The sequence below is a fragment of the Acinetobacter sp. DMC2 genome (assembly GCF_056314305.1).
On record NZ_JBQUYP010000002.1, the window covers coordinates 285010 to 307708 of the forward strand.

19 protein-coding genes are annotated in these 22699 nt (G+C 39.6%); 9 read left to right on the forward strand and 10 right to left on the reverse strand.

Translation table 11 applies throughout. The features are described from left to right. Positions 1–349 precede the first annotated feature (349 nt). Both ACT53H_RS05690 and ACT53H_RS05695 read left to right on the forward strand, forming a co-directional pair. On the forward strand, positions 350–1294 hold the full coding sequence (locus ACT53H_RS05690; RefSeq protein WP_476008835.1) for a DMT family transporter: 945 nt from the start codon (positions 350–352) through the stop codon (positions 1292–1294). A gap of 197 nt (positions 1295–1491) precedes the next feature. Continuing rightward, entirely contained in the window at positions 1492–2280 is a 789-nt protein-coding gene (locus tag ACT53H_RS05695) for a crotonase/enoyl-CoA hydratase family protein (RefSeq protein WP_474772065.1), read from the forward strand. Between the two features lie 108 nt (positions 2281–2388). Here the strand turns inward: ACT53H_RS05695 and pgaD are convergent, their stop codons facing one another. The 5 genes from pgaD to ACT53H_RS05720 form a co-directional block, all read right to left on the reverse strand. Beyond that, positions 2389–2808: a poly-beta-1,6-N-acetyl-D-glucosamine biosynthesis protein PgaD gene (gene pgaD / locus ACT53H_RS05700; protein ID WP_004794046.1), complete on the reverse strand. Its 420-nt coding sequence runs from the start codon at positions 2806–2808 to the stop codon at positions 2389–2391. Between the two features lie 89 nt (positions 2809–2897). Further along, positions 2898–4154: a poly-beta-1,6-N-acetyl-D-glucosamine synthase gene (gene pgaC / locus ACT53H_RS05705; protein ID WP_004794047.1), complete on the reverse strand. Its 1257-nt coding sequence runs from the start codon at positions 4152–4154 to the stop codon at positions 2898–2900. 13 nt (positions 4155–4167) lie between these two features. Continuing rightward, the gene (gene pgaB, locus ACT53H_RS05710) at positions 4168–6162 is read right to left on the reverse strand and encodes a poly-beta-1,6-N-acetyl-D-glucosamine N-deacetylase PgaB (protein WP_476008836.1); all 1995 of its coding nucleotides are present in this window, start codon (positions 6160–6162) and stop codon (positions 4168–4170) included. 243 nt (positions 6163–6405) lie between these two features. After that, complete coding sequence (locus tag ACT53H_RS05715) at positions 6406–6744, reverse strand: FKBP-type peptidyl-prolyl cis-trans isomerase (RefSeq protein ID WP_002117532.1); 339 nt, start codon at positions 6742–6744, stop codon at positions 6406–6408. 87 nt (positions 6745–6831) lie between these two features. Beyond that, a complete protein-coding gene (locus tag ACT53H_RS05720; RefSeq protein ID WP_005303252.1) occupies positions 6832–7362 on the reverse strand; it encodes a YaeQ family protein in 531 nt (176 codons plus the stop codon). A 188-nt stretch (positions 7363–7550) separates the two neighbouring features. On the opposite strand from ACT53H_RS05720, the gene dctA reads away from it, so the two are divergent. Next, the gene (gene dctA / locus ACT53H_RS05725; protein ID WP_476008837.1) at positions 7551–8813 is read left to right on the forward strand and encodes a C4-dicarboxylate transporter DctA; all 1263 of its coding nucleotides are present in this window, start codon (positions 7551–7553) and stop codon (positions 8811–8813) included. 42 nt (positions 8814–8855) lie between these two features. On the opposite strand, the gene ACT53H_RS05730 is transcribed toward dctA, so the two are convergent. After that, positions 8856–9854, reverse strand: coding sequence for a CobW family GTP-binding protein (locus tag ACT53H_RS05730; RefSeq protein ID WP_476008838.1), 999 nt, complete (start codon positions 9852–9854; stop codon positions 8856–8858). Positions 9855–10353: 499 nt separating this feature from the next. Here ACT53H_RS05730 and ACT53H_RS05735 point away from each other — a divergent pair, with 499 nt between their 5' ends. Beyond that, the gene (locus ACT53H_RS05735; RefSeq protein ID WP_000761577.1) at positions 10354–10554 is read left to right on the forward strand and encodes a hypothetical protein; all 201 of its coding nucleotides are present in this window, start codon (positions 10354–10356) and stop codon (positions 10552–10554) included. A 115-nt stretch (positions 10555–10669) separates the two neighbouring features. On the opposite strand, the gene ACT53H_RS05740 is transcribed toward ACT53H_RS05735, so the two are convergent. The 4 genes from ACT53H_RS05740 to ACT53H_RS05755 all read right to left on the reverse strand — a co-directional run bounded on the left by ACT53H_RS05740 (position 10670) and on the right by ACT53H_RS05755 (position 15874). Further along, positions 10670–11185 (reverse strand): acyl-CoA thioesterase, encoded by a 516-nt coding sequence (locus ACT53H_RS05740; protein WP_005303245.1) that lies wholly within the window; start codon positions 11183–11185, stop codon positions 10670–10672. Positions 11186–11438: 253 nt separating this feature from the next. Then, the gene (locus tag ACT53H_RS05745) at positions 11439–12053 is read right to left on the reverse strand and encodes a MarC family protein (RefSeq protein WP_476008839.1); all 615 of its coding nucleotides are present in this window, start codon (positions 12051–12053) and stop codon (positions 11439–11441) included. Positions 12054–12064: 11 nt separating this feature from the next. Continuing rightward, entirely contained in the window at positions 12065–14131 is a 2067-nt protein-coding gene (locus ACT53H_RS05750) for a choline transporter (RefSeq protein ID WP_004794055.1), read from the reverse strand. A gap of 120 nt (positions 14132–14251) precedes the next feature. Then, the gene (locus ACT53H_RS05755; protein WP_476008840.1) at positions 14252–15874 is read right to left on the reverse strand and encodes a BCCT family transporter; all 1623 of its coding nucleotides are present in this window, start codon (positions 15872–15874) and stop codon (positions 14252–14254) included. Between the two features lie 265 nt (positions 15875–16139). On the opposite strand from ACT53H_RS05755, the gene betI reads away from it, so the two are divergent. From betI to ACT53H_RS05780, 5 genes are all read left to right on the forward strand, one after another. Further along, positions 16140–16763 (forward strand): transcriptional regulator BetI, encoded by a 624-nt coding sequence (gene betI / locus ACT53H_RS05760; protein WP_005303239.1) that lies wholly within the window; start codon positions 16140–16142, stop codon positions 16761–16763. Next, positions 16756–18228, forward strand: coding sequence for a betaine-aldehyde dehydrogenase (gene betB / locus ACT53H_RS05765; RefSeq protein ID WP_476008841.1), 1473 nt, complete (start codon positions 16756–16758; stop codon positions 18226–18228). The genes betI and betB overlap by 8 nt, the downstream gene beginning before the upstream one ends. A 95-nt stretch (positions 18229–18323) precedes the next feature. Further along, positions 18324–19982 carry a choline dehydrogenase gene (betA, locus tag ACT53H_RS05770; protein WP_476008842.1) on the forward strand — a complete coding sequence of 553 codons (1659 nt, stop codon included), beginning with the start codon at positions 18324–18326 and terminating at the stop codon, positions 19980–19982. 510 nt (positions 19983–20492) lie between these two features. Next, the gene (gene mqo / locus ACT53H_RS05775) at positions 20493–22133 is read left to right on the forward strand and encodes a malate dehydrogenase (quinone) (protein WP_476008843.1); all 1641 of its coding nucleotides are present in this window, start codon (positions 20493–20495) and stop codon (positions 22131–22133) included. A gap of 90 nt (positions 22134–22223) precedes the next feature. Then, complete coding sequence (locus ACT53H_RS05780; protein WP_440202712.1) at positions 22224–22694, forward strand: hypothetical protein; 471 nt, start codon at positions 22224–22226, stop codon at positions 22692–22694. Positions 22695–22699 lie beyond the last annotated feature (5 nt).

Consider the following 22699-nt stretch of genomic DNA (forward strand, 5'->3'; position numbering starts at 1 on the left):
AAGCAAACTACTAATTTAATATAATCAAAAAATCTATGGTTTCTGTTTGAATATAATTTGTACTTTTCTATTTCTATGTTATAAAAATTACATCTGTATTTTTAATATACTTATCATGTTTTTATCTAAAGCCCAATACTGTCTAGCGCGTCAATTATACGCCCCAAAGATTAAGTTCTATGTGGTCAATTGGCGACGTCCTAATTTTGGACAATTTGGCGCTTTAGATGCGAAAGTCGAGATATTTAATTTGTAATATATCCCCTGATTTTCATCACAAGCCGCCATAAAACGCGGCTTTTTTTATGCCCTTTTAAAACACCAAAGAACAAACTTTCTGGAGCTTTATATGAAGCCATTATTTGAACAACAGAGTATATCCACCCCGCAGATTCAGCCGGCTGTAGCATTATCTTCATCTCCGACTCGCCTTGCTACAGCCGGCCAATTTATTGCTGTCGTCATTATTTGGTCGCTTACTCCACTCGCGGCTGTCTGGACAGTACAAGAAATTCACTGGGCATGGGGATTATTTATTCGATTCAGTTTGGCCATTCCAATCGCCTTGCTGTGTCTAAGATTTTTTCGCTTAAAGCTCATCTTTAGTAAAAAAGCTGTTTTAAGTTATTGTGCTGGAGCCATTGGCTTATTTGGCTCTATGGCCTTTTGCTACATGGGTGCAGATAAAGTTCCCTCTGCCATTATTTCAATTATTTATGGCACTTCTCCGTTAGTATCTGGACTAATTAGCTCTTTTTTATTAGGACGCGAACGGTTTTCAGTATGGCAATGGCTTGGACTCGGTATTGCTCTTGTCGGAATGAGTTTTACTTTAGGGCTGTCTTCATCAGATTTTCAGCTCAACCGCGTCGGTATTATGTTAGAACTGATTGCGATGCTGTTTTATGTCTTGTCGACGTTTGCCGTGAAATCTGTCGGAGCACATATTCCGCCCATTACACAAATGACAGGTGCTACTCTTGTCTCATGGGTCGGTTATGTATGTTTGTTACCTTTCTTTTGGTCACATCTTCCCACTGAATTTCCAAGTCTGAAAATTTCGCTAGCAGTACTCTACAGCGCGGTTTTTTCATCGGTGCTTGCCATGATTTTTTATTATCAACTCATCAAGATACTACAACCGACGACTGTGCTCCTTATTACCATTATCACCCCAGTCTTAGCTACATTTTGGGGAACATGGTTCAACCATGAACAGCTCAGCTCACATCTCATTTTAGGTTTAACCATGTTATGCCTAGGACTAGTGATGTATTCACGGCGCTCTGCATAATTTTTTAAAACCTGACAATTTATTTGTCAGGTTTTACTTTTAAGTATTATTGGCAACATTCACCATAAAGTAAGAACTTATTTTTTATTTCTATCATCCCTTATTTTTTGCTTACTAAGTATTCAATAAATTGTATTTGATAGTTTTTAAACGATCGTTTAAAAACTTATTAAAGATAAATAAAGGACATCGGAAAAATGTCAAATCAAGCAGGAAAAGTCAGCCGTGAAACTCGCAGTCATATTTTTTTAATTGGTCTAGATCGAGCAGCAAAACGCAATGCTTTTGACAGTCACATGATCAAAGACCTATCTCAAGCCCTGACAGAATATGAAAATAATGATGCCCTACGCTGTGCAATTATCTTTGCTCATGGCGACCATTTTACGGCTGGTTTAGATTTAGTTGAGTTACAGCCTAAACTTGCTACGGGTGTTTTTGATTTTAAAAATGGTGAGATTAACCCATGGGGTACAGTTGGGCAAAAACTGAGTAAACCTTTGATTGTTGCAGTACAAGGCTATTGTTATACCGCTGGTATAGAACTATTTCTTAACGCAGACATTGCTTTAGCAAGTGAAAATACTCAGTTTGCGCAAATGGAAGTTCAACGTGGCATCTTACCTTTTGGTGGAGCAACTGCACGCTTTACTCAAACTGCGGGTTGGGCCAAAGCCATGCGCTATTTACTCACCGGTGACTCTTTTGATGCAAAAGCTGCCTTTGATATGAACCTGATTACAGAGATATGCCCAGAAGGTACTCAAATCAACCGTGCAATAGAACTGGCTGAACATATTGCTCAAGCTGCCCCACTTGCTGTAAAAGCCACTCTCGCCTCTGCCCGTGAAGCTATGAATGAAGGTTATCAAACTGCATTTAGCCAATTACAGGGCCATCTTCAGCCTTTACTGACCACAGAAGATGTACAAGAAGGAGTCTTTGCTATGTTGCAAAAAAGGCCTCCGGTTTTTAAAGGTAAATAATACCTTTTCAAACTTTGCGCTCTACAGTTTAAAACCTATAGTTACACCTAAATGAGCCTAGAAAAAAATAAAGCCCACTTAAAGTGGGCCTTATTTTATTGATAAAGCTTATTCAACTCTAACGATTTTACCTAATTCATCGTGGTGAACGACTGTAATTTTTTGGCTACGCCCCTGCTCAATTTCATGTTCAGGTAAATCAAAATAGCGCGCATAATCATCAGTCTGTTTTGCTTTAAGTGCACTGCCACCGACACGGCGCTCTGGTAGTAAATGGCTCCATAACAATAAGCAAATTGCACAAGCAATTAATGCGGTAAGGCCATGTTCAATTCCTACACCAAAGGCACTAAATAAACGGTGTACCAAATGAGTTTTTTGTAGTTCAACCAATAGCCATACAAACACGAACGGACGCCACAACAACAACCAAACCGCCCACATCATGGCTGTGCTTGTTGTAGAAGCATAGCGTTTATGCCATGGTAATTGACGGCGTAAATCAATAATCAACGAATTTGTCTTCATTTCTCTCTTTACCTAACGAAGTGCTGTGGTTTTTCCCCAGACATCAATACAGCACGATCTTTAAAATCTCATGACTCTTGCATTTCATTCTAGCGAATGCCCCGATCCGGGCTCACCCAACGTGCTCGTTTCTCATCTCCACGTCTTAAGACTTTTGGAAATGCCACAATGGTTGCTGAAATAGTGATTAGCCAAAAGACCAATGGATACCAGATCATCCAGAAATAGTTTTTTCCTAGATGCGGTTCATAACGACTATCCATCCATTTGCTTAAAGCAAACTGAATTAGACAGGTTGCCCCCAATAAAATACCGGTACCATACGGTAAAAATGGGGAGCTCACAACAGCTAATGCAGGGACTGGTAAAATAAAATGTACCAACCACAACAAAGCCATCGCTAGCATTAAATATGACCAGACTAAAGTTAAGCAAAGCTCAAACATTAACGGCCATAAAAAATTCAATTTTGGTTTAGTGAACACATCAATATTTTTAATTAATACTTGTGCGCCACCCATTGCCCAACGTAAACGTTGCTTCCACAACCCATTTAGGGTTTCAGGCATTAAAATCCAAACCAAAGCATTCGGTTCAAACTCAATATCCCAACCTGCACGCTGTAACTTCCAAGTAATATCGATATCTTCAGTCAACATATTGGGTGACCAATAATCGACTTGGTGAACGGCGCTTTTACGAAAAGCCGTGATTACACCCGACACGGTAAACAAGCGACCGAAGGTACGCTGTGCACGTTTAATCATGCCCACAATTGAAGAAAACTCACCGACCTGAATACGCCCTAACAAAGTTGAGCGAGTACGGATCCGTGGGTTTCCAGTAACTGCTGCAACCGTTGGATTTTCCAGAAAATGACGAATCATCCACTTTGCTGCATGTGGATCAAGTAAAGCATCACCATCTATACCAATTAAAAACTCGGCATCGGTCATTAAGCTTCCGGCTTGTAACCCCATGGCTTTACCTTGGTTTTGCGCCAAATGAACAACACGCAATTTTTCATGTTGTTCTGCTAAACGATCAAGTACTTCACCTGTATTATCTGAGCTGCCATCATTAATCGCGATGACTTCAAAATGAGGATAGTCCAGTTTTAAAGCATGGCTAATGGTTTCCTCTGCATTATCCCCTTCATTAAAACAAGGAACTAATACAGCGACTTTTGGATAACTTTCCAATGGAGCGGGTTGATCATAAGGCGGAGCCTGACGTTCTCTCCAATAGAAAATGATCGCACCCATCATCCATAAATACGACATGAATAAGGGATAGTAAAAAACGAATTTTAAGGCATGCGACCATATTGCAGCAAAGATTGTCATGTTTCAGCCTCGACTACGGCACAAGACGAGATGATTTTTCAGCAAATGCTTTATGCATTACGTCAACATCCGGGTGATCTTTGATTGGGTCATCAGGGTAATATCCGACATGCATTACACCTTGCTGATACAGTGAATGAATTGTTGCTGCCATTTCAGTTGAAGGTACCTTTTCATTTTTACGCCAGTCAGTTGCCTGTAATTCAAAAACAGTTTTCTTGAGGCCATTAGGATATTGTTTCACGCGATCAATCATGTCTTTATAGAACTGATCTGAATTATCGACCTGCTCCATATAAGGCATTGCCATAATAGCTGTAAAATCATAATGCTTTAATGACTCTTCAAGCGATTGTGAATACCAGTTTTCAGCATATGGTTTTAAAGCGACTTGCGCATATAAGTTACGTGCAGTCACCAAGAACGGTTCATATTGTCTCACGTCATCAACGAGTTGCATTGCAAAATCATCTAAATATTTTGTCTTATATGCAGTCCATTTCTGCAAGTCTTGATCGTTATCACGAATTTTTGCCAAATCTGTTGGCAAACCTTGTTTTGCGTAGGCTTTTAAAGCATCAGGGCTTGCATCTTCATAATCAGATAAGGTGACGTCGTCATGGAATAAAAGTCCGTTAAACGGCGTTGATTTAGCTAAATCCTGATAAATTTCACGAATAGTTTGGCGTGCATCTGCTGAGAACGGACTTAAACGAATATAGCCCATATTAAGGTGCTCACCCGCTTTTTCCTGCTGAGTCACCACCAAATCTTTAGAAACAGGATCAGTTTTTGGTAGTTCCCACGCCAATAACGGCATCCACGCATAAATACGGCTTACAGGAGTGCGCGTTTGAATTTGCCATGCAACACGGTTAAACAAGTCTGCACGCATAGGAATATGACGATTTGGGAAATAGACCATATCCGCAGAACCATTCGCATCTGGATCTGAAAATGCCTGTAAATAAACTGTATTTACACCCATGCCATTAATTCGATCTAACAAGTGTCCTAAATTACGCTCTTGTTGTTTCGGGTCTGGATCATAAATATAGTCCAAATCGATATGCATGATTTTTTGCGGACGATTGTTATCCGTTAAATTTAATTCACGGTTTTTAATTTCTTGAGCCAAATCATCAGTTGTCATTCCGCCTTCTACCAAAATACGGCTCATATTTTGTAGAGATTGTTTTGCATGGTCTGCCCCATCATCAAGCGTAATGGTCACTGGCATACCCAATTTTTTTGCAATTTGGACAGTTTGCATATTATAGCGACCGTATGGCCACACCATAATACGCGGCGAACGTAAGCCATGCGCTTTTAATAAGTCATTGTTCTTTTTCAGGTCATCATAGATCCGTGCCTGATATTGTTTATCGTTTTCATAAGTTTGAGTTTTAACATCATAAAAACGAGTCGTTGCGGCAGGTTCAGAGTTGCCTTGCGGATTCCCTGTAATACCACGGTGTAAGTGATAGCTATGATTGGCGATTTCTACAAAGCCACTATCTTGCATCTCTTTAAGTTCATTCCAGCTTAAAATTTTATCACGTGAAATTTCTTCACCCGAAAAATCTACTTTTTGGCCAGCTTTTGGCTCTAACCATGAACCCACTACAGCCAAAACAACCGGAATCTTTTTAGCTTTAAGAACTGGATAAGCATTTTGATAAAAAGACTGATAACCGTCATCTACAGTTAATAAAACCGGTTTTGTAGGCAGTTGAAATTTACCCTGATGAGCACGGATCAACTGATCAACCGTAATAAAATGGAACCCGTTTTTTTGTAGCCACTCAACGTGCTGTGTAAATTGTTGAGTGGTCACTGCATATTGAGGAATTAACGCATTTTTAGTATCGGTAATTTCATGATAACCAATCACCGTGAGTGTTGAAGCGTCCAGTTTAGGTGGTTTGGCTAATGCCATGCCTGACAAACCTGCCAAGGCTAAGCCAAATGATATGTTCAACAAAGGAGATGCAAAGCGGATAATCATGAAATAGCGTCTCAATAACAATATAGATTACTTATGTGAAATTTGATGTTAGAGCACAAACTTTTTGAAAGTTGGTCTTAATATCACACTGCTCACAAATGAACAGTTTTTCAGTCAGCATTTATAATCAAATAATCTGAAAATAATCTTAAATATTCAAAAAGCTAAAATATAAATTAATAATGTATTTATATTTAAAGCTCATATAAACAAGAAAGCCCCCTAAAGGGCTTTCAATTTTCACTAGTCACGAGTTTTGACATCAAATAATTCAATTTCAAAAATTAAATTAGAATTCGCTGGAATAATTTTACCCATTTTACGCTCACCATAAGCTAAATGAGCAGGCACGATTAACTTACGTTTGCCACCAACTTTCATTCCCATAATGCCTTGGTCCCAGCCTTTAATTACACGGCCTGTACCAATCACGCATTCAAAATAGTTACCGCGGTCAATTGAAGAGTCGAATTTAGTACCGTCTTCTAACCAACCTGTATAGTGAGTTGTAATCAAAGCACCTTTAACCGCTTCTTTGCCTTCACCTACTTTTAAATCGATAATTTCTAATTCATTTGACATGGTTTAACCCTTAAACTGAATTTCTAAAATCGCAATTAGTACTTAGTGTACCAACTGAATCTGTAGAATTTGTTGCGCTTTTCTAAATTACTGTAACTGTGTCCAAACAACATTTGCCTGACCCTTTTCACCTAAAAGCGTCCACTCGTTGTCCATCACATTTAATTGTAGTTGCATCGTACGTTCACAGAGCTGTTCAAGCTCGGCTGTACTTTGAGGCGCAATTTGCCACACCTGAACGTTACTTAAGGTTTTAATTTTACTGTTTCGCTTCCACCAGTCTTCAACTTGTGTGCCATACACAACAACTGCAACCGTTTTACAACGCGCACTGGCTTTTTTAACTTTATCTTCAGACGGCAAACCGACTTCAATCCAAGTTTCCAGTTGACCCGTTAAATCTTTTTGCCATAACGCTGGCTCGTCAGTTTCAAAAAGGTCTTTAGTAAACTCAAGCTCATCACTTGCGAAACGGGCAAAAGCCATCAAACGAACCATTAAACGTTCTAAAGTTTCCGAAGGATGCAAGGCAAGCGTCAGTTGATAATCACCATAAATATGGTCATCCATATTGGCAATATTCAAGTCTGCCTTATAAATTGTTGCTTTAAGCGCCATGATTAATATGTTCCAAAATTTGGCGCTAAGGATACTCGATTTTAGGTAAAAATTATAAAAAAACTGAACAATACAAAGCATAGTAATTGGAAATTTGCATATTCTTCCAAAACGCTCTGCTTGCTTTAGAGTTGGCCGGCTTTTTGCTTGAAAGAGAAATATTCTCCTCTTGCTAAAATTGATGACTTATGTGGCAGAAGCTTAAACGTAGTTTATTTTTACAGGTTCTTTGTGCTCTCTTTCTAGGAGTTGCGGTTGGGGCTGGTTTTCATGATTTCTCCCTATCTTTAAAGCCATTGGGCGATGGTTTTATTTCTTTGATTAAAATGCTGATTGCACCCATTGTGTTTTGTGTTGTTGTACTGGGAATCTATGGTGCAAATGACATCAAAAAAATGGGCAAAGTCGGTGCAAAAACCATTCTCTATTTTGAAGTGGTCACCAGTATTGCTTTAGTTTTAGGCATTATTGTGGCTTATGTATTTAAACCGGGCGTCGGTATGAATATCGATATTAGCCATTTAGATGCAAAAGATTTAAGTACCTATACCGAACGCGCTCATGAAATGCACACAGGTTCGGAATTTCTACTCAACATTATTCCAAAAACATTCACTGCCGCTTTTGCAAACGGCGATATTTTACAAGTTTTACTCATCGCTATTTTATTTGGTGTATCACTACTTTTAATTCCTAAACATTTGGCAGAGTTAGTACGTCAGGCGCTTGAAGCTTTTTCAGAAGTCTTCTTTAAAATTATGGGTCTGATTATTCGTTTAGCGCCTATTGGTGTGTTCGGGTCTGTGGCCTACACCACCGCCAAATTTGGTTTAGATTCACTTCTACAATTGGGCTATTTGCTTCTACTGTTCTATGCGACCTGCATTTTATTTGTTGTGGTTGTATTAGGTTCAATTTTAAAACTTGCCGGTCTCAACATCTTCAAATTTGTGGCTTATTTTAAAGATGAGTTAGCGATTGTTTTGGGAACAGCATCTTCTGACTCTGTCTTACCTCAAATTATGAAAAAGCTCAGAAATCTGGGAATTAAAGATTCAACGGTAGGTCTGGTCATTCCTACGGGTTATTCTTTTAACTTAGATGGGTTTTCAATTTACTTAACTTTAGGAGTGATCTTTATTGCACAAGCCTGCAATATTGATTTATCTACACATGACTTGCTAGCTATTTTGCTGGTTTCACTCATCACGTCTAAAGGCGCACACGGTATTCCCGGCTCAGCTTTAGTTATTCTTGCAGCAACCCTGTCAGTTATTCCAAGCCTTCCTGCAATTGGCTTAGTACTCCTACTTTCAGTGGACTGGTTTATTGGAATTATTCGTGCCTGTACCAACTTAATCGGTAACTGTGTCGCGACCGTAGTCATTGCACATTGGGAAAAAGACATTGACCATGCTCAAGCCAAAGCAGTGTTAGATACAAAACCTTAAATCCATTATGAGAACATTAGATCGTCTTTGATTTAATGTTCTCTATTTTTCAAGCTGACAAGCAAGTAACGCCGTTTCAAAAGCTAACCAATCGTGATGATGTTCGCTAATGATCTCAATCCGGTTATCAATACCCTCTTCGCCCGACTTATAATTAAACTGATCAGGATTAAAGTTAAAAACTTTCCAACCTTGATCTGTATTAAAAATTCCCTTGATTCGAAGCCAGTCTTGCTGCGCGCATAATAAATCTAGCAAATTATAAAAATCGAATTTCCAGCGTTTAGGTAATTTCCAACCTGCCACAATATAACCCTGTGCCGACTCGACATAATGATAAGGTAATTGCTGAATTTCTTTCTTAACCTCGGTTTCAGTCATTTGCTTTTGAAGTTTAAGTAAAGGCTGTATAGATCGCTCGGTTAAACGAGCAGCCACATCAATTTTATTTAATGCTAACTGACCATTTTCAGTTTTAATCCACTCTTGTTGATAAGGCTGGTATTCTTCTTTTAATAACTCAAGCGCCTGATCATCTTCAAAAGTCATCACATCAGTATGTGACACCACCACAATCTGGGCAGCTTTTAACTGATCTTCATAAAGGTTTTGTTTAACCCAGTTTGTATCGTGCAAACGGCTACCATCAACAACAGTGATTAATGCTCGCATAGCTAAACTACTTTGCCAATGCGGTTCAGTTAGTTGGTCAAATAATTGAGAAGGATGCCCAAGTCCAGTCGGTTCAATAAAGAGTCGGTCTGGCTTTTGTTCACTCAATAGGCGAGCTAAAGCAATATGCATAGGCAATTGACTGCTACAACACAAGCAACCCCCTAATAATTCTTTGACCGCATATCCTTCATCTTGAGGTAAGAGTTGTTGGTCTACTCCAATTTGCCCAAACTCATTCATTAATACCGCCCAAACCTCATCTTTAGGCTTCTGACTTAATAAATGCTGTAATAATGTGGTTTTGCCTGCCCCTAAAAAACCGGAAATAATATGGGTAGGAACAGTTTTTTGGGCAATAAATTTCACAAGCGACTCAAATCAACAAGGTTTCAAAACTAAGAAAGGTATATCACTGTTTAAGTACCATGAAAATGATTTTTCACTTTGAAGATATACTTTTCAATTATCAGGCCAAAACACTTAATATGTGACATACATCTCACTCAAAATCTAAATTAACTTTTGACAATTAAAATTCAAACGGAATATTCTATTTATGCGCATTCACAATTCATGCCAGAGTGTTAGGTTTACGTAACTGATTTGGTTTTTTTTCACTCAGAAGGAAATATTTTTACACATTTTAAGGTGTAATTAAGCCCTTTAATTTTACAGATTCCGCACATAAACGGCCCGTATATTTCATATTGTTAAGATAGCCGTAATAGATTGTTAAGTTAATTGATGTAATCCAAGCCTCGGCTTAGCATGTGTCCTAGCTTAGTCATTCAGCCATACAGGTTTCATGTAGGTACGAACGATTAGGTTTAATTTATTTTTAAATGAAATTTAAGGATGCCATAAAATGAAATTAGCTAAAACTTTACTCGCTACTACACTTGCTTTAACTGCTGCTTCAACTTTCGCTGCTTCTAAGCACGACCAAGCACATAACACTGCTGGTGAAGAAAAAGTTGTTGTTTCAACTCAAGAACAAGCAAACACTGCAAATGCTGCATCTGATGCTGTAGGTTCTGCTTCTGAAGCTGCTCCTGCAACTCGTTAATTCTCTAAGCACTCTCCTCCAAGCTCAGAGATAATTTTACTGAAATGAAATATGGACGCTGAATTTTAGTAAAGAAGAAAAAGGATCGAACCATGCTGCGGTTCGATCCTTTTTTTTAAGAAGATTTTTTATACATGCTACAAGATGGATTATGGTTTTCTTGTAGACGTAAAACTTTACGGTGCTCAGCTGCTTCAAAGCGGCAACGCTTCCACTCTGTATCAAGTTTCAAATGAGGCACTTCACATGGCTTGCCCTGTTCATCAACAGCAACCATCGTGAAATAACAGCTATTGGTATGGCGCACTGTGCGCTTCTGAATATTTTGGGCTTCAACACGTATTCCGACTTCCATTGAAGTACGGCCTACATGGTTAACACTTGCCAAGAAGGTTACCAGCTCACCTACATAAATAGGTTCTTTAAAATTTACTTTATCTACAGATAAAGTCACCACGTAGCCACCCGAATAACGACTTGCGCAAGCGTAAGCGACTTGATCTAGTAGTTTTAGAATCGTACCACCATGAACATTACCTGAAAAATTCGCCATGTCAGGCGTCATCAAAACTGACATCGTCAATTCAGACTGATCATCAGTTGCTGTGGTTATTTCATCTAATGTAGGCATAGCTAAACTCTGTGTCTTAAAACAAGCTCAGACAACATTATGGTTGATAATTCACAAAAAAAACATGCTTAAATCCACAACATAGCATTGTATTTTTTAATATCTTTGATTGTTTTTTAAAATTTAAATTTTTAAGGCATTATTTTTAAAGTTCTTTTTTAAAGATTTTTTTTATTTATCTTAGTTTTTTTAGAAGATGCTATGCCATTTTATTTCACACTTAATGGCATAGCAGGATGTTATAGGCCACTCGCTATACTTTAGTAATAACGCCTGTCACACCATTAATGATCATATCAATGGCGATCGTACCGATTAATAAAGCGGATAAACGCCCGACAATATCAAAATAGCGGTCGATATGCTTGGCATGTTTATAGCGTAAATGATCATGTGAAAATTTCATCAAAATCAAAATACTGCATGTTAAGAACAAGGTGAAGGCAATCACTAGGGCTGCCTCACCAATTGACATTTCAATGCCTGTAACCACAGCAGCACTAATAGTGCCCGGACCAATCATAAATGGCATGGCAATAGTGCCGGCCAGATGCTCTGGTGCACCACGCATTTCACCAATCGTATCGGCACCCTGAAAAACATAGCGATAGCCAATCACCAAAAAGATAAGGCCTCCAAATATCTGAAAGGCTTCAAAACGTACATTCAGATATTTACTAAAAATTGTTTCGCCGCCCCATGCAAATAGCATGAACACGACAAAAGCAATCACACTTCCCTGGATCAGTGCTTTATTAAACACCTTTGCTTCTGAATGGCGGAGCAAGCCAATCATATAAATGCTCATTAGAAATGGATTGAGCAATGAGAAAAATAAAGCAAAAGAATGTAGATAAGGAGAAGCCATGCATTTTCCTCTTAAGCTTGTGGATCTGGGAACAATGGACGATTCCCTGGGCTAATACGATTAATATGTAAGAACGTCATATGTCTTTCATATTTATCTAAAATGTCATTAATAACCTGCTCTTTACTGTAACCGACCAGATCATTATCTTGAGAGCCATCATAAAGATAGGTTTCAAGACGGTAATAGAACTGTTTACCTCGTTTCACACGTTGACTAAAGTTAGGCGCGCTATAGCGTACAGGCCAGATCTGGTAAACGAAGTTTTGTTCTTCTTCCAAATGAATAGTGAAATCCAAATGGAAAAGCGTCTCTTCATCTTCAAGCGGCGTTTGCTGCACATCTACATTCATGCCCTGCTTAATCAGTTCACCCGCAACGGCCTGAACAGCCGGTAGACAAACAGCATCTAGCATGCGTTGGGTTTCAGTGGTTCCCGGATGATGCATGACTCGAGTTAAACGCTGTTTCCAATTCAGAATATCGACATTACCTACCACTGGAGCTGCATTCATACTTCGACTGGCTTGTCGGTAATCTTCAAGCCTCAGCGACTTATAAAGCCCTGCCATCACAAGGAACATCACGAAACTAAAAGGTAGTCCCATAATGATGGTCGCGTTTTGCAAAGCAGTAATTCCGTTGGTCATGAGCATGGCAAGCGTTAATAAACCAATAGCCACTGCCCAAAATACGCTTAACCAACGCGGAGCATCATTATCGATATTCGTGAGTTTAGTCGTGAAGTTACCTAAAACCAGCGCTCCCGAATCGGCAGAAGTCACGTAGAACAAAAGCCCTGTTACGGTGGCAATTGAAGCGATAAAGGTAAAGCCTGGATATTGTGCTAACAGGTCATAAAAACCATGAGCCGGATTTGCTAACACAGTCGCTGCTAAGGTTTGGTTGCCTTCAAAAATAACGCTGTGCAGTGCACTATTACCAAAAATGGATAACCATGTGAGTGTAAATAGAAGTGGAATAATTAAGGTACCGCACACAAACTCACGAATGGTACGCCCTCTTGAAATACGTGCCAGAAAGAGTCCTACAAATGGAGACCAAGCAATCCACCACGCCCAGAAGAAGAAAGTCCAACTACTCATCCATTCTTTAGGTTGTTCAAAAGCAAAACTTTGTAATGCTAAAGCAGGGAAACGAGTTAAATAGTCACCAATATTTTGGACAAGAGCATTGAGTAAAAACTCAGTATTTCCCAAGAATAAAATAAACAGCAATAACCCGACCGAAACATAAATATTGATTTCAGATAAAATCCGCAGGCCTTTATTGACCCCAGATGTCACCGAAATAACACTAATACCAACCGCGACAGCAATCAGGATAAATTGCATCCAGATATTTTCTGGTAACCCCAATAACACATGTAGGCCATAATTCAGCTGTACCACTCCAATCCCGCAGGTCGTTGCAATACCAAAAATTGTCCCGATCACGGCAGCCGTATCAACACTATGCCCAATTGCTCCATTAATTCTGTTCCCGAAAATTGGGTAAAGTGCAGAACGAATGGTAAGTGGTAAGTTATAACGATAGCTAAAGTATCCCAATGACATACCGATCAAGGCATACATACACCAACCGGTTAAACCATAGTGAAACAATGTCCAAACCATACTCTGGCGTGCTGCTTCATAAGTCTGGCCTGCTCCGACCGGAGGTTGCATATAATGAGATAATGGTTCAGCGACTGAGAAGAACATCAGATCGATACCGATACCAGCCGAAAACAGCATCGCAGACCAACTGAGTAAACTAAACTCAGGTTTTGAATGCTTAGGTCCTAATTTAATACTGCCGTATCTTGAACAGGCAATAAAAATCACGAAAACCATATATAACGTTGCGGCAAGTAGATAATACCAACCAAAGGTTGAAGTTACCCACTGGAGTACGGTGTTCATGACTCTATTTGCAAAATCATTGAACAAAAACGTGACGAGAGAAAAAATTAAAATAAGTACAGCTGAAAAATAAAAAACCACACGGTTGAGCGGGTCTTTTTTAGATTTAGATAATGTTAAATCATCAACTGCTCTTGGATTATCTGTTGCCATACAATCCTCAAGGAATAAAATAAAAACAAAATATTTAATTTCGTCTTTTCACTCTTATTTAAAACAATCAAAAGACGACTTTAAACGCAAAAAATAATATATAGATGTGATCGGTTGAGGTTATAAAACCTCAGTCACTTTATTCTGGTCACAATTCGACGGAACCGAAATGTCTTTTGAAACAGCTAACTGTTTTTTCACTAATTGAGGGTCAAAATCATCTTGCTTTAACGCTTTGGCTAAACCAAACATATAAAGCAAAATAATGACTGAAAATGGTAAACCACATAACACCACAGCACTTTGCATGGAGTTAAAACTACCGGCTAAAAGCAAGCCAATACTTACAATGGTAATTACCACAGACCAAAAAACGCGTAACCAGATCGGTGAATCACTATCATTGGTGCCCCCTTTTGAGGACAAATTAGCGATCATTAGTGTACCAGAGCCAACTGGTGTCAAAAATAAAACGAAACAAATTACAACAACAATGCCAGCAACATACGGATTAAACGGCAGATATTCGAGTAACTTAAATAAAGATAATGCCGGATCAGTTAAAACCATATCGCCCAAAACTTTCTGTTTCTGGTTCAAGATAAAGTAAATGGCCGTATTTCCAAAAACCGAGATCCAAGCCAGCGTAAAACCTAGAGGAATCAGGCATACACCTAATACAACCTCACGAATCGTACGTCCTTTTGAAATGCGCGCAATAAACATGCCGACAAAAGGCGCCCAAGCAATCCACCAAGCCCAATAAAATACGGTCCACGACCCTAACCAGCCACTGGCTTTTTGATTGTATAAATACATATCAAAGCTTTTACCAATAAAATTGCTTAGATAATCTCCCATATTCTGTACAAGACCATTTAATAAGTGGTTTGTAGGACCTGTTAAAAATACAAATAAAAGTAAGGCGTACAGCAGACGTAAATTAATACGTGATAACCACGCCAAACCTTTTTCAATGCCAACCACTGTCGTGATCGTGGCAACACTCATCATGATGAGAACAGCAGCAATTAAGGTCACTGAGTTATTAGGAATTTGCGGAAGTAAATAGCAAATGCCTGATACCAGCACCAACGCTCCGATTCCCAAGTTGGTGACCAAGGAAATAACCGTAGCTAAAATTCCAAAGCCATCGACGAAATCACCCACCAAGCCATGGACTCGCTCGCCAAAAATTGGGTAAAGCGCTGAACGCAAAGCTAGGGGTAAATTTTGTCTGAAAGCAAAATAACCCAACGTGACTCCGAGCAATGCATAGAGTACCCAGCCATGGATGCCCCAATGCAAAAAGCTATAGGTCATGGCATTACGGGCTGCCTGAATGGTTCCTAACTCACCTTCCGGTGGTCTTAAGAAATGATCAACAGGTTCAGCAACACCATAATAAAGTAGTGCAATACCAATCCCTGCCGAGAACAACATTGAAGTCCAAGCCAAATAACTAAACTCAGGTTTGTCGTCGTCTTTTCCTAATGGAATCTGCCCTACTTTTGAAAAAGCAAGCCAAGCGACAAAGCCCAAACACAGCACAATAACCAGCATGTAATACCACCCAAAAAAGTGATTTACCTGCTCTTGTACATAGGTCAGCCAAAACTGACTTTTTTCTGGAAACAACACAAAAAGTAGGCCAAAAATGCCGATACTGATGGCTGAACTCCAAAATACAAAACGATTTAACCGAATATGGTCTGAAGAATATTTATCACTTTTCAACACCATCTTATTGCTCCTTGCAATCGGTGTATTTTCTCAAAATAACGTGATAAGTAATGTACTTATGCGCATCATCCTATCCTTAAGAACTTTTGATTTTAGCGCTTTATTCCTCGTGCTAATCTTCAAAAATTCATTGATTTTTACATATCATACTTGTTATTGATTGAACGTTCAATCAATAACAAGTATGATAAAAAAAGTGCTATGATGCTCTGCAAGTTAACATGCTGAATTTAAAGCACCACTAAAAGTGCTGATGTGGAAAAACATGACAAAACGCAGAGTAAAACCAGAGCACGTGCGACGTGAAGAAATTATGAATGCCGCACTCGACGTGATTTATGAAGTGGGGTTATCCAATACCACCATTGCTCAAATTGCAAAAAAAGCCGAGCTGTCGACCGGCATTGTCAGCCATTATTTTGGCGACAAACAAGGGTTGATAAATACCTGTATGCAAGAAATGTTAAATGTTCTGCGTCGTAAAACCGAACAGTACAGAGCAGAAGCAGATTCGCATCCAGAGAGCCAAATTAAGGCCATTATCGACTCGAACTTTGACATTAGTCAGGTCAATGAAAAAGCAATGCGGGTCTGGTTAGACTTTTGGTCAGCGAGTATGCATGTACCAGACTTAAGCCGCTTGCAAAAGATTAATGATCAACGCCTGTACTCTAACTTGAAGTTTTATTTCCTCAAGTTAATGAATGAACAACAGGCCAGTGTTGCCGCTAGAGGGTTGGCAGCATTGATTGATGGATTATGGTTACGAGGCAGTTTAAGCCGTCATAACGAATTTGACAGCAACCTTGCCCGTTCCATTGCTTACGATTATGTACAAACGCAAGTTCAATTTGCGAACAAGCCTTTGCAGGAGAGACAAAATGAGTGATGCACAAGTTCATCAACTGTATATCCATGGACGCTACGTTAACGCAACCAGTGGAAAAACATTTAATAGTATTAACCCTGCCAATGGCGAGACAATCGCGACTCTTCAACAAGCTTCTGAACAAGATATTGAAGCTGCTGTAAAAAGTGCCCAACAAGGACAAAAAATCTGGGCTGCCATGACTGCCATGGAGCGTTCACGTATTTTACGTCGCGCTGTCGACATTCTTCGTGAACGTAATGATGAGCTTGCACGTCTTGAAACACTCGACACAGGTAAAGCTTTTAGCGAAACATCTACAGTCGACATCGTGACTGGTGCAGATGTACTCGAATATTATGCAGGACTTGCAACCGCCATTCAGGGTGACCAAGTTCCGCTTCGCGAATCAAGTTTCTTTTATACACGCCGTGAACCTTTAGGCGTGGTTGCTGGTATTGGTGCTTGGAACTATCCAATCCAAATTGCTCTATGGAAATCTGCCCCTGCCCTTGCTGCCGGCAATGCCATGATTTTCAAACCAAGTGAAACGACTCCACTTACTGCATTTAAACTTGCAGAAATCTATACAGAAGCTGGCTTACCAGACGGCGTATTTAACGTTGTACAAGGTGCTGGCCGTGAAATTGGTCAGTGGCTCACTGAACATCCTGTGATTGAAAAAATCTCATTCACTGGCGGTGTGGAAACCGGCAAAAAAGTCATGGCAAGCGCTGCTGGCTCTACGCTTAAAGAAGTGACCATGGAACTTGGTGGTAAGTCACCACTGATTATTTGTGAAGATGCCGACCTTAACCGTGCAGCTGATATTGCAGTCATGGCGAACTTCTTTAGCTCAGGTCAGGTATGTACTAACGGCACACGCGTATTTGTTCCAAAATCACTTCTAGCCGACTTTGAAAAAGCGGTTGTAGAACGCGTAAAACGTATTCGTATTGGTGACCCAATGGCTGAAGACACCAACTTCGGACCACTCACTAGCTTCCCTCATATGGAAAAAGTGTTATCTTTCATTGAGTCAGGCAAACAACAAGGCGCTAAAGTGTTAATTGGCGGTGGCCGCGCAACAGAAGGCCAACTTGCCAACGGCGCTTATGTACTACCGACAGTATTTAGCGACTGCACTGACCAAATGGCCATTGTTCAAGAAGAAATTTTTGGACCTGTCATGAGCATTTTAAGCTATGAAACCGAAGAAGAAGTGATTCGTCGTGCCAACGACACCACCTTTGGTTTAGCTGCTGGCGTTGTTACGCAAGACATTAGCCGCGCTCATCGCATTATTCACCAGATTGAAGCTGGTATTTGCTGGATTAACACGTGGGGCGAATCGCCTGCCGAGATGCCAGTGGGTGGCTATAAACAATCTGGCGTAGGCCGCGAAAATGGCTTGACCACACTTGGGCACTATACCCGTATCAAATCTATTCAAGTTGAACTTGGCGATTATCAAAGCATTTTTTAATGCGTCAATTGCTCTAAACACTTCAACCTAAATCACATATGCCGAGCAATCTTTATAGATTGCTCAGGCAAACTGTTAGTAAAAAAAGGATAGTTATGAATATTAAAGAATATGATTACATTATTATTGGCGCAGGATCTGCCGGAAATGTACTTGCTGCGCGTCTGACTGAAGACAAAGATACCTCCGTTTTACTCTTAGAAGCAGGTGGCCCAGATTATCGCTTAGACTTCCGTACACAAATGCCGGCAGCTTTGGCCTTCCCTCTTCAAGGTCGCCGCTATAACTGGGCTTATTTAACTGACCCAGAACCACACATGAATAACCGCCGTATGGAATGTGGTCGTGGTAAAGGTTTAGGTGGCTCATCTTTAATTAATGGTATGTGCTATATCCGCGGTAACGCAATGGATCTAGAGCAATGGGCAACTCATAAAGGCCTTGAGAACTGGTCTTATGCCGACTGTTTGCCTTACTATAAAAAAGCCGAAACTCGTGACATTGGCGGTAATGACTACCATGGCGGCAATGGTCCTGTATCCGTTGCTACACCTAAAAATGGCAACAATGTTTTGTTCCATGCCATGGTTGAAGCAGGTGTACAAGCAGGTTACCCACGTACTGATGACTTAAATGGTTACCAGCAAGAAGGTTTTGGTCCAATGGACCGCACGGTTACTCCAAAAGGTCGCCGTTCAAGTACCGCACGTGGTTATTTGGATATGGCAAAAGGTCGTCCAAACCTGACTATTTTGACTCACGCTACGACCAATAAAATCTTGTTTAATCAAAAACAAGCGATTGGTGTTGAATACATTATTGGCGCCGATCAAAACAACTTACAACGTGCTCTGGCTAAACGTGAAGTGTTACTGTGTGCAGGCGCAATTGCTTCACCTCAAATTTTACAGCGCTCAGGTGTTGGCGAAAGTAATTTCTTAAAATCAATGGACATTGATGTCGTTCATGATTTGCCAGGTGTAGGTGAAAACCTGCAAGATCATTTAGAAATGTACTTACAATATAAATGTAAGCAACCCGTATCTTTATATCCTGCATTGAAATGGTATAACCAACCTGCAATTGGTGCCGAGTGGTTATTTAATGGTACAGGTGTTGGCGCAAGTAACCAGTTTGAAGCTGGCGGATTTATCCGTAGTTCGGACGAGTTCAAATGGCCAAACATTCAGTACCATTTCTTGCCAGTTGCCATTAACTACAATGGTAGTAATGCCGTGAAAGAACATGGTTTCCAAGCTCACGTCGGTTCAATGCGTTCCCCTTCACGTGGCCGTATTAGACTTAAATCAAAAGATCCGTTTGAGCATCCAAGTATCTTGTTTAACTACATGTCGACTGAACAAGACTGGCGTGAGTTCCGCGATGCAATTCGTATCACTCGTGAAATCATGCAGCAACCGGCTCTCGACCCATATCGTGGTGAAGAAATTAGTCCGGGTAAACATGTGCAAACCGATGCAGAGCTTGACGACTTTGTTCGGAACCATGCAGAAACGGCTTATCACCCTTCTTGTAGCTGTAAAATGGGTGAAGATGAAATGGCTGTCGTAGATGGTCAAGGCCGCGTCCATGGTATGCAAAGCTTACGTGTAGTCGACGCTTCAATCATGCCGCTGATTATTACCGGTAACTTAAATGCAACCACCATTATGATTGCCGAGAAAATTGCAGACCAGATTCGTGGACGTGAAGCATTACCACGTTCAACTGCACCGTTCTATGTGGCGTCATAAAACATTAAAGGGTATATTTCTTATGCAGAGATATACCCTTAATTTAATATTTATAGCACCAATATTAATAAGAACAATGTATGACAAAAAATAAGCGACTACGAGGTGCTTATTTACATAAAAATGCCATGAAATAAAAAATAATCTATTTTTATAGCTAAATATCCTTCAAATGAACCAACTTTAACCCCATTAAAAATAAATATTAAATTTCAAACAATTAAAGAAAATTAATACGTATAATTTATCTTATTGAAGCTCAACTTGATCAAATATAAATCATATTTATGATTTTGATGAACCCCATTTATTATAAAAATTGTCTTGTCAATGCAAAATTAGTCTAAAATATAGAGTGTTTGCGATAATCCCAAGTAATTTTTCTTTTTTTAAAGTTCTCTGTTTTGGAGAATTTTATTTTCGCATTTATATCCATTTTGTCTGGATACGCTGTCTAGGTTTCCTCACACCTTAAGTGACTCAAATAACTTATTTTAAGGTCCCCCTTACATGAAAAAGTTTTTGAAATACCTTCTGGTATTAATCATTCTTATTTTAATTGCAGGTATCGTTTTCTTGTTTAGACCAACTGCGTCAAAACAAGTAGAAACTGCAAAAGATGAACCAGTTGTTGATGCTGTTCTTGTTGGCGGCGGCATCATGAGTGCCACTCTCGGTACTTATTTCACTGAGCTTGAACCAAACTGGCAAATTCGTATGTATGAACGTCTTGACCAAGTTGCTCAAGAAAGTTCAAATGGCTTTAACAATGCCGGAACTGGCCACTCTGGCTTTATGGAAATGAACTATACCGAAGAAAAAAACGGTAAGATGGAAATTGTCAAAGCTGAAAAAGTTGCTTCTCAGTTTGAAGTTGCTAAACAGTTTTGGTCATATCAGGTAAAACAAGGCGTTTTAGCTGAACCGAAATCATTCATTAACCCAGTTCCACACATTGCTTTCGTTTGGGGCGATAACGTTCAATTCTTAGAAAAACGTTATGCTGCCATGATTCAAAGCCCGTTGTTCAAAGGCATGAAATTTACTGAAGACCCAGCTGTGATTAAACAATGGGCGCCTTTAGTGATGAATGATCGTGACCCTAGCCAAAAAGTTGCAGCGACCCGTATGGATGTTGGCTCTGACGTAAACTATGGTTCTATCACTAAGCAATTGGTGAATCGTTTAGATCAAAACCCGAATTTCAAATTACAGACTTCAACTGAAGTGACTGGCATCAGCCAAAATGATGACAAAACTTGGACTGTGTCTTTCAAAAACTTGAAAACTGGTAAAGTAGATCACGTTAAAACACGTTTTGTATTTATTGGTGCGGGTGGTGCAGCGGTTAAATTATTGCAACTTACTGGTTTACCAGAAGCTAAACAATATGCAGGCTTCCCTGTAGGTGGTGAGTTCTTAATTACTGACAATCCAAAAATTACTGCTGAACATACTGCAAAAGTATATGGCCGTGCTGAACTTGGTGCACCTCCAATGTCTGTACCACATATTGATACGCGTTATATCGACGGTAAAAAATATGTATTGTTTGGACCATTTGCGACTTATTCAAACAAGTTCCTGAAAAATGGTTCTCAGCTTGACTTGCTTGCATCAACCAACAAAAACAACGTTTTACCAATGACCACTGTTGGTTTGGAAAATCTTGATCTTGTTAAATACTTGGTAAGCCAAGTCATGATGTCAGACAAAGACCGTCTTAATGAACTTCGTAAATACTACCCAGATGCGAAAGCTGAAGACTGGCGTTTAAGCCAAGGTGGACAACGTGTTCAGATCATCAAAAAAGAACCTGGTAAACCTGCCACTCTTCAATTCGGTACAGAAATCTTTGCGTCTAAAGATGGTGCTGTAACTGCATTGTTAGGTGCGTCTCCGGGTGCTTCGACTTCTCCATACATCATGCTTAACTTGCTTGAAAAAGCTTTCCCTCAGCAAACTGAAGGTAAGTGGAATCAAAAGCTTCATGAAATTGTAGTGTCTTATAAACAAGACTTGAGCAAAGACCCTGTGTTACTCGACAAAGTTCGTCAGTACACAAGTTCTACGCTTGGCTTGAACTATACATCTCCGTTCAAAGCTGCAAACGATGAAACTGCTGCTGCCCCTGTTGCAAAAGCAAACTAAGTTTGATGATGTATAAGTAAATATCAAAAGGATGAATTTCGATTCGTCCTTTTGTTTTTTAAGACCTCAGTTGAGATATTTAGACTAATCATGACGCCTTTAAAATCATCACCTCGCCTCTTATCATTTGTTTTTAAGCTCATGCTTGTTTTACTGCTGGCTTATCTTTTGTTGAGCGGTTTTTATATGTGGATGATAGGTGGTACCGCCATTTATGTCAGTTCGGCCGTGTTACTTATCATGACTGCTTATATCTTTAAGCTCGGTAAATATCAAAAGCTATGTTCTGTTTTAAATCTGCTCATGAGTGCTGCCGCGTTATATTTTAGTACCGCCCATTTATTTTTCTCAGCAGTTCAGTTTTTCATATTTTTACCTGCTCTGTTTTTTTTTCTATTGGCTTTTGCTCACCAAAACAAAGTTCGTAGCTTATATAAGATGTTAATATTCATTAGTTTATTGGTTTGGTCAGGCATACACTTTACCCAGCTTGAACAACTTAAAGCCTATTATCAAACCCAGCACACAGGTGAAAGCTGGCAACAGTTTGGCGCTTTGTAAGATTA

Excerpts from the sequence above, each read along its gene's own strand:
- ACT53H_RS05690 (WP_476008835.1), top strand. The coding sequence starts at position 350 with ATGAAGCCATTATTTGAACAACAGAGTATATCCACCCCGCAGATTCAG.
- ACT53H_RS05695 (WP_474772065.1), top strand. The coding sequence starts at position 1,492 with ATGTCAAATCAAGCAGGAAAAGTCAGCCGTGAAACTCGCAGTCATATT.
- pgaD (WP_004794046.1), bottom strand. The coding sequence starts at position 2,808 with ATGAAGACAAATTCGTTGATTATTGATTTACGCCGTCAATTACCATGG.
- pgaC (WP_004794047.1), bottom strand. The coding sequence starts at position 4,154 with ATGACAATCTTTGCTGCAATATGGTCGCATGCCTTAAAATTCGTTTTT.
- pgaB (WP_476008836.1), bottom strand. The coding sequence starts at position 6,162 with ATGATTATCCGCTTTGCATCTCCTTTGTTGAACATATCATTTGGCTTA.
- ACT53H_RS05715 (WP_002117532.1), bottom strand. The coding sequence starts at position 6,744 with ATGTCAAATGAATTAGAAATTATCGATTTAAAAGTAGGTGAAGGCAAA.
- ACT53H_RS05720 (WP_005303252.1), bottom strand. The coding sequence starts at position 7,362 with ATGGCGCTTAAAGCAACAATTTATAAGGCAGACTTGAATATTGCCAAT.
- dctA (WP_476008837.1), top strand. The coding sequence starts at position 7,551 with ATGTGGCAGAAGCTTAAACGTAGTTTATTTTTACAGGTTCTTTGTGCT.
- ACT53H_RS05735 (WP_000761577.1), top strand. The coding sequence starts at position 10,354 with ATGAAATTAGCTAAAACTTTACTCGCTACTACACTTGCTTTAACTGCT.
- ACT53H_RS05740 (WP_005303245.1), bottom strand. The coding sequence starts at position 11,185 with ATGCCTACATTAGATGAAATAACCACAGCAACTGATGATCAGTCTGAA.
- ACT53H_RS05745 (WP_476008839.1), bottom strand. The coding sequence starts at position 12,053 with ATGGCTTCTCCTTATCTACATTCTTTTGCTTTATTTTTCTCATTGCTC.
- ACT53H_RS05750 (WP_004794055.1), bottom strand. The coding sequence starts at position 14,131 with ATGGCAACAGATAATCCAAGAGCAGTTGATGATTTAACATTATCTAAA.
- ACT53H_RS05755 (WP_476008840.1), bottom strand. The coding sequence starts at position 15,874 with ATGGTGTTGAAAAGTGATAAATATTCTTCAGACCATATTCGGTTAAAT.
- betI (WP_005303239.1), top strand. The coding sequence starts at position 16,140 with ATGACAAAACGCAGAGTAAAACCAGAGCACGTGCGACGTGAAGAAATT.
- betB (WP_476008841.1), top strand. The coding sequence starts at position 16,756 with ATGAGTGATGCACAAGTTCATCAACTGTATATCCATGGACGCTACGTT.
- betA (WP_476008842.1), top strand. The coding sequence starts at position 18,324 with ATGAATATTAAAGAATATGATTACATTATTATTGGCGCAGGATCTGCC.
- mqo (WP_476008843.1), top strand. The coding sequence starts at position 20,493 with ATGAAAAAGTTTTTGAAATACCTTCTGGTATTAATCATTCTTATTTTA.
- ACT53H_RS05780 (WP_440202712.1), top strand. The coding sequence starts at position 22,224 with ATGACGCCTTTAAAATCATCACCTCGCCTCTTATCATTTGTTTTTAAG.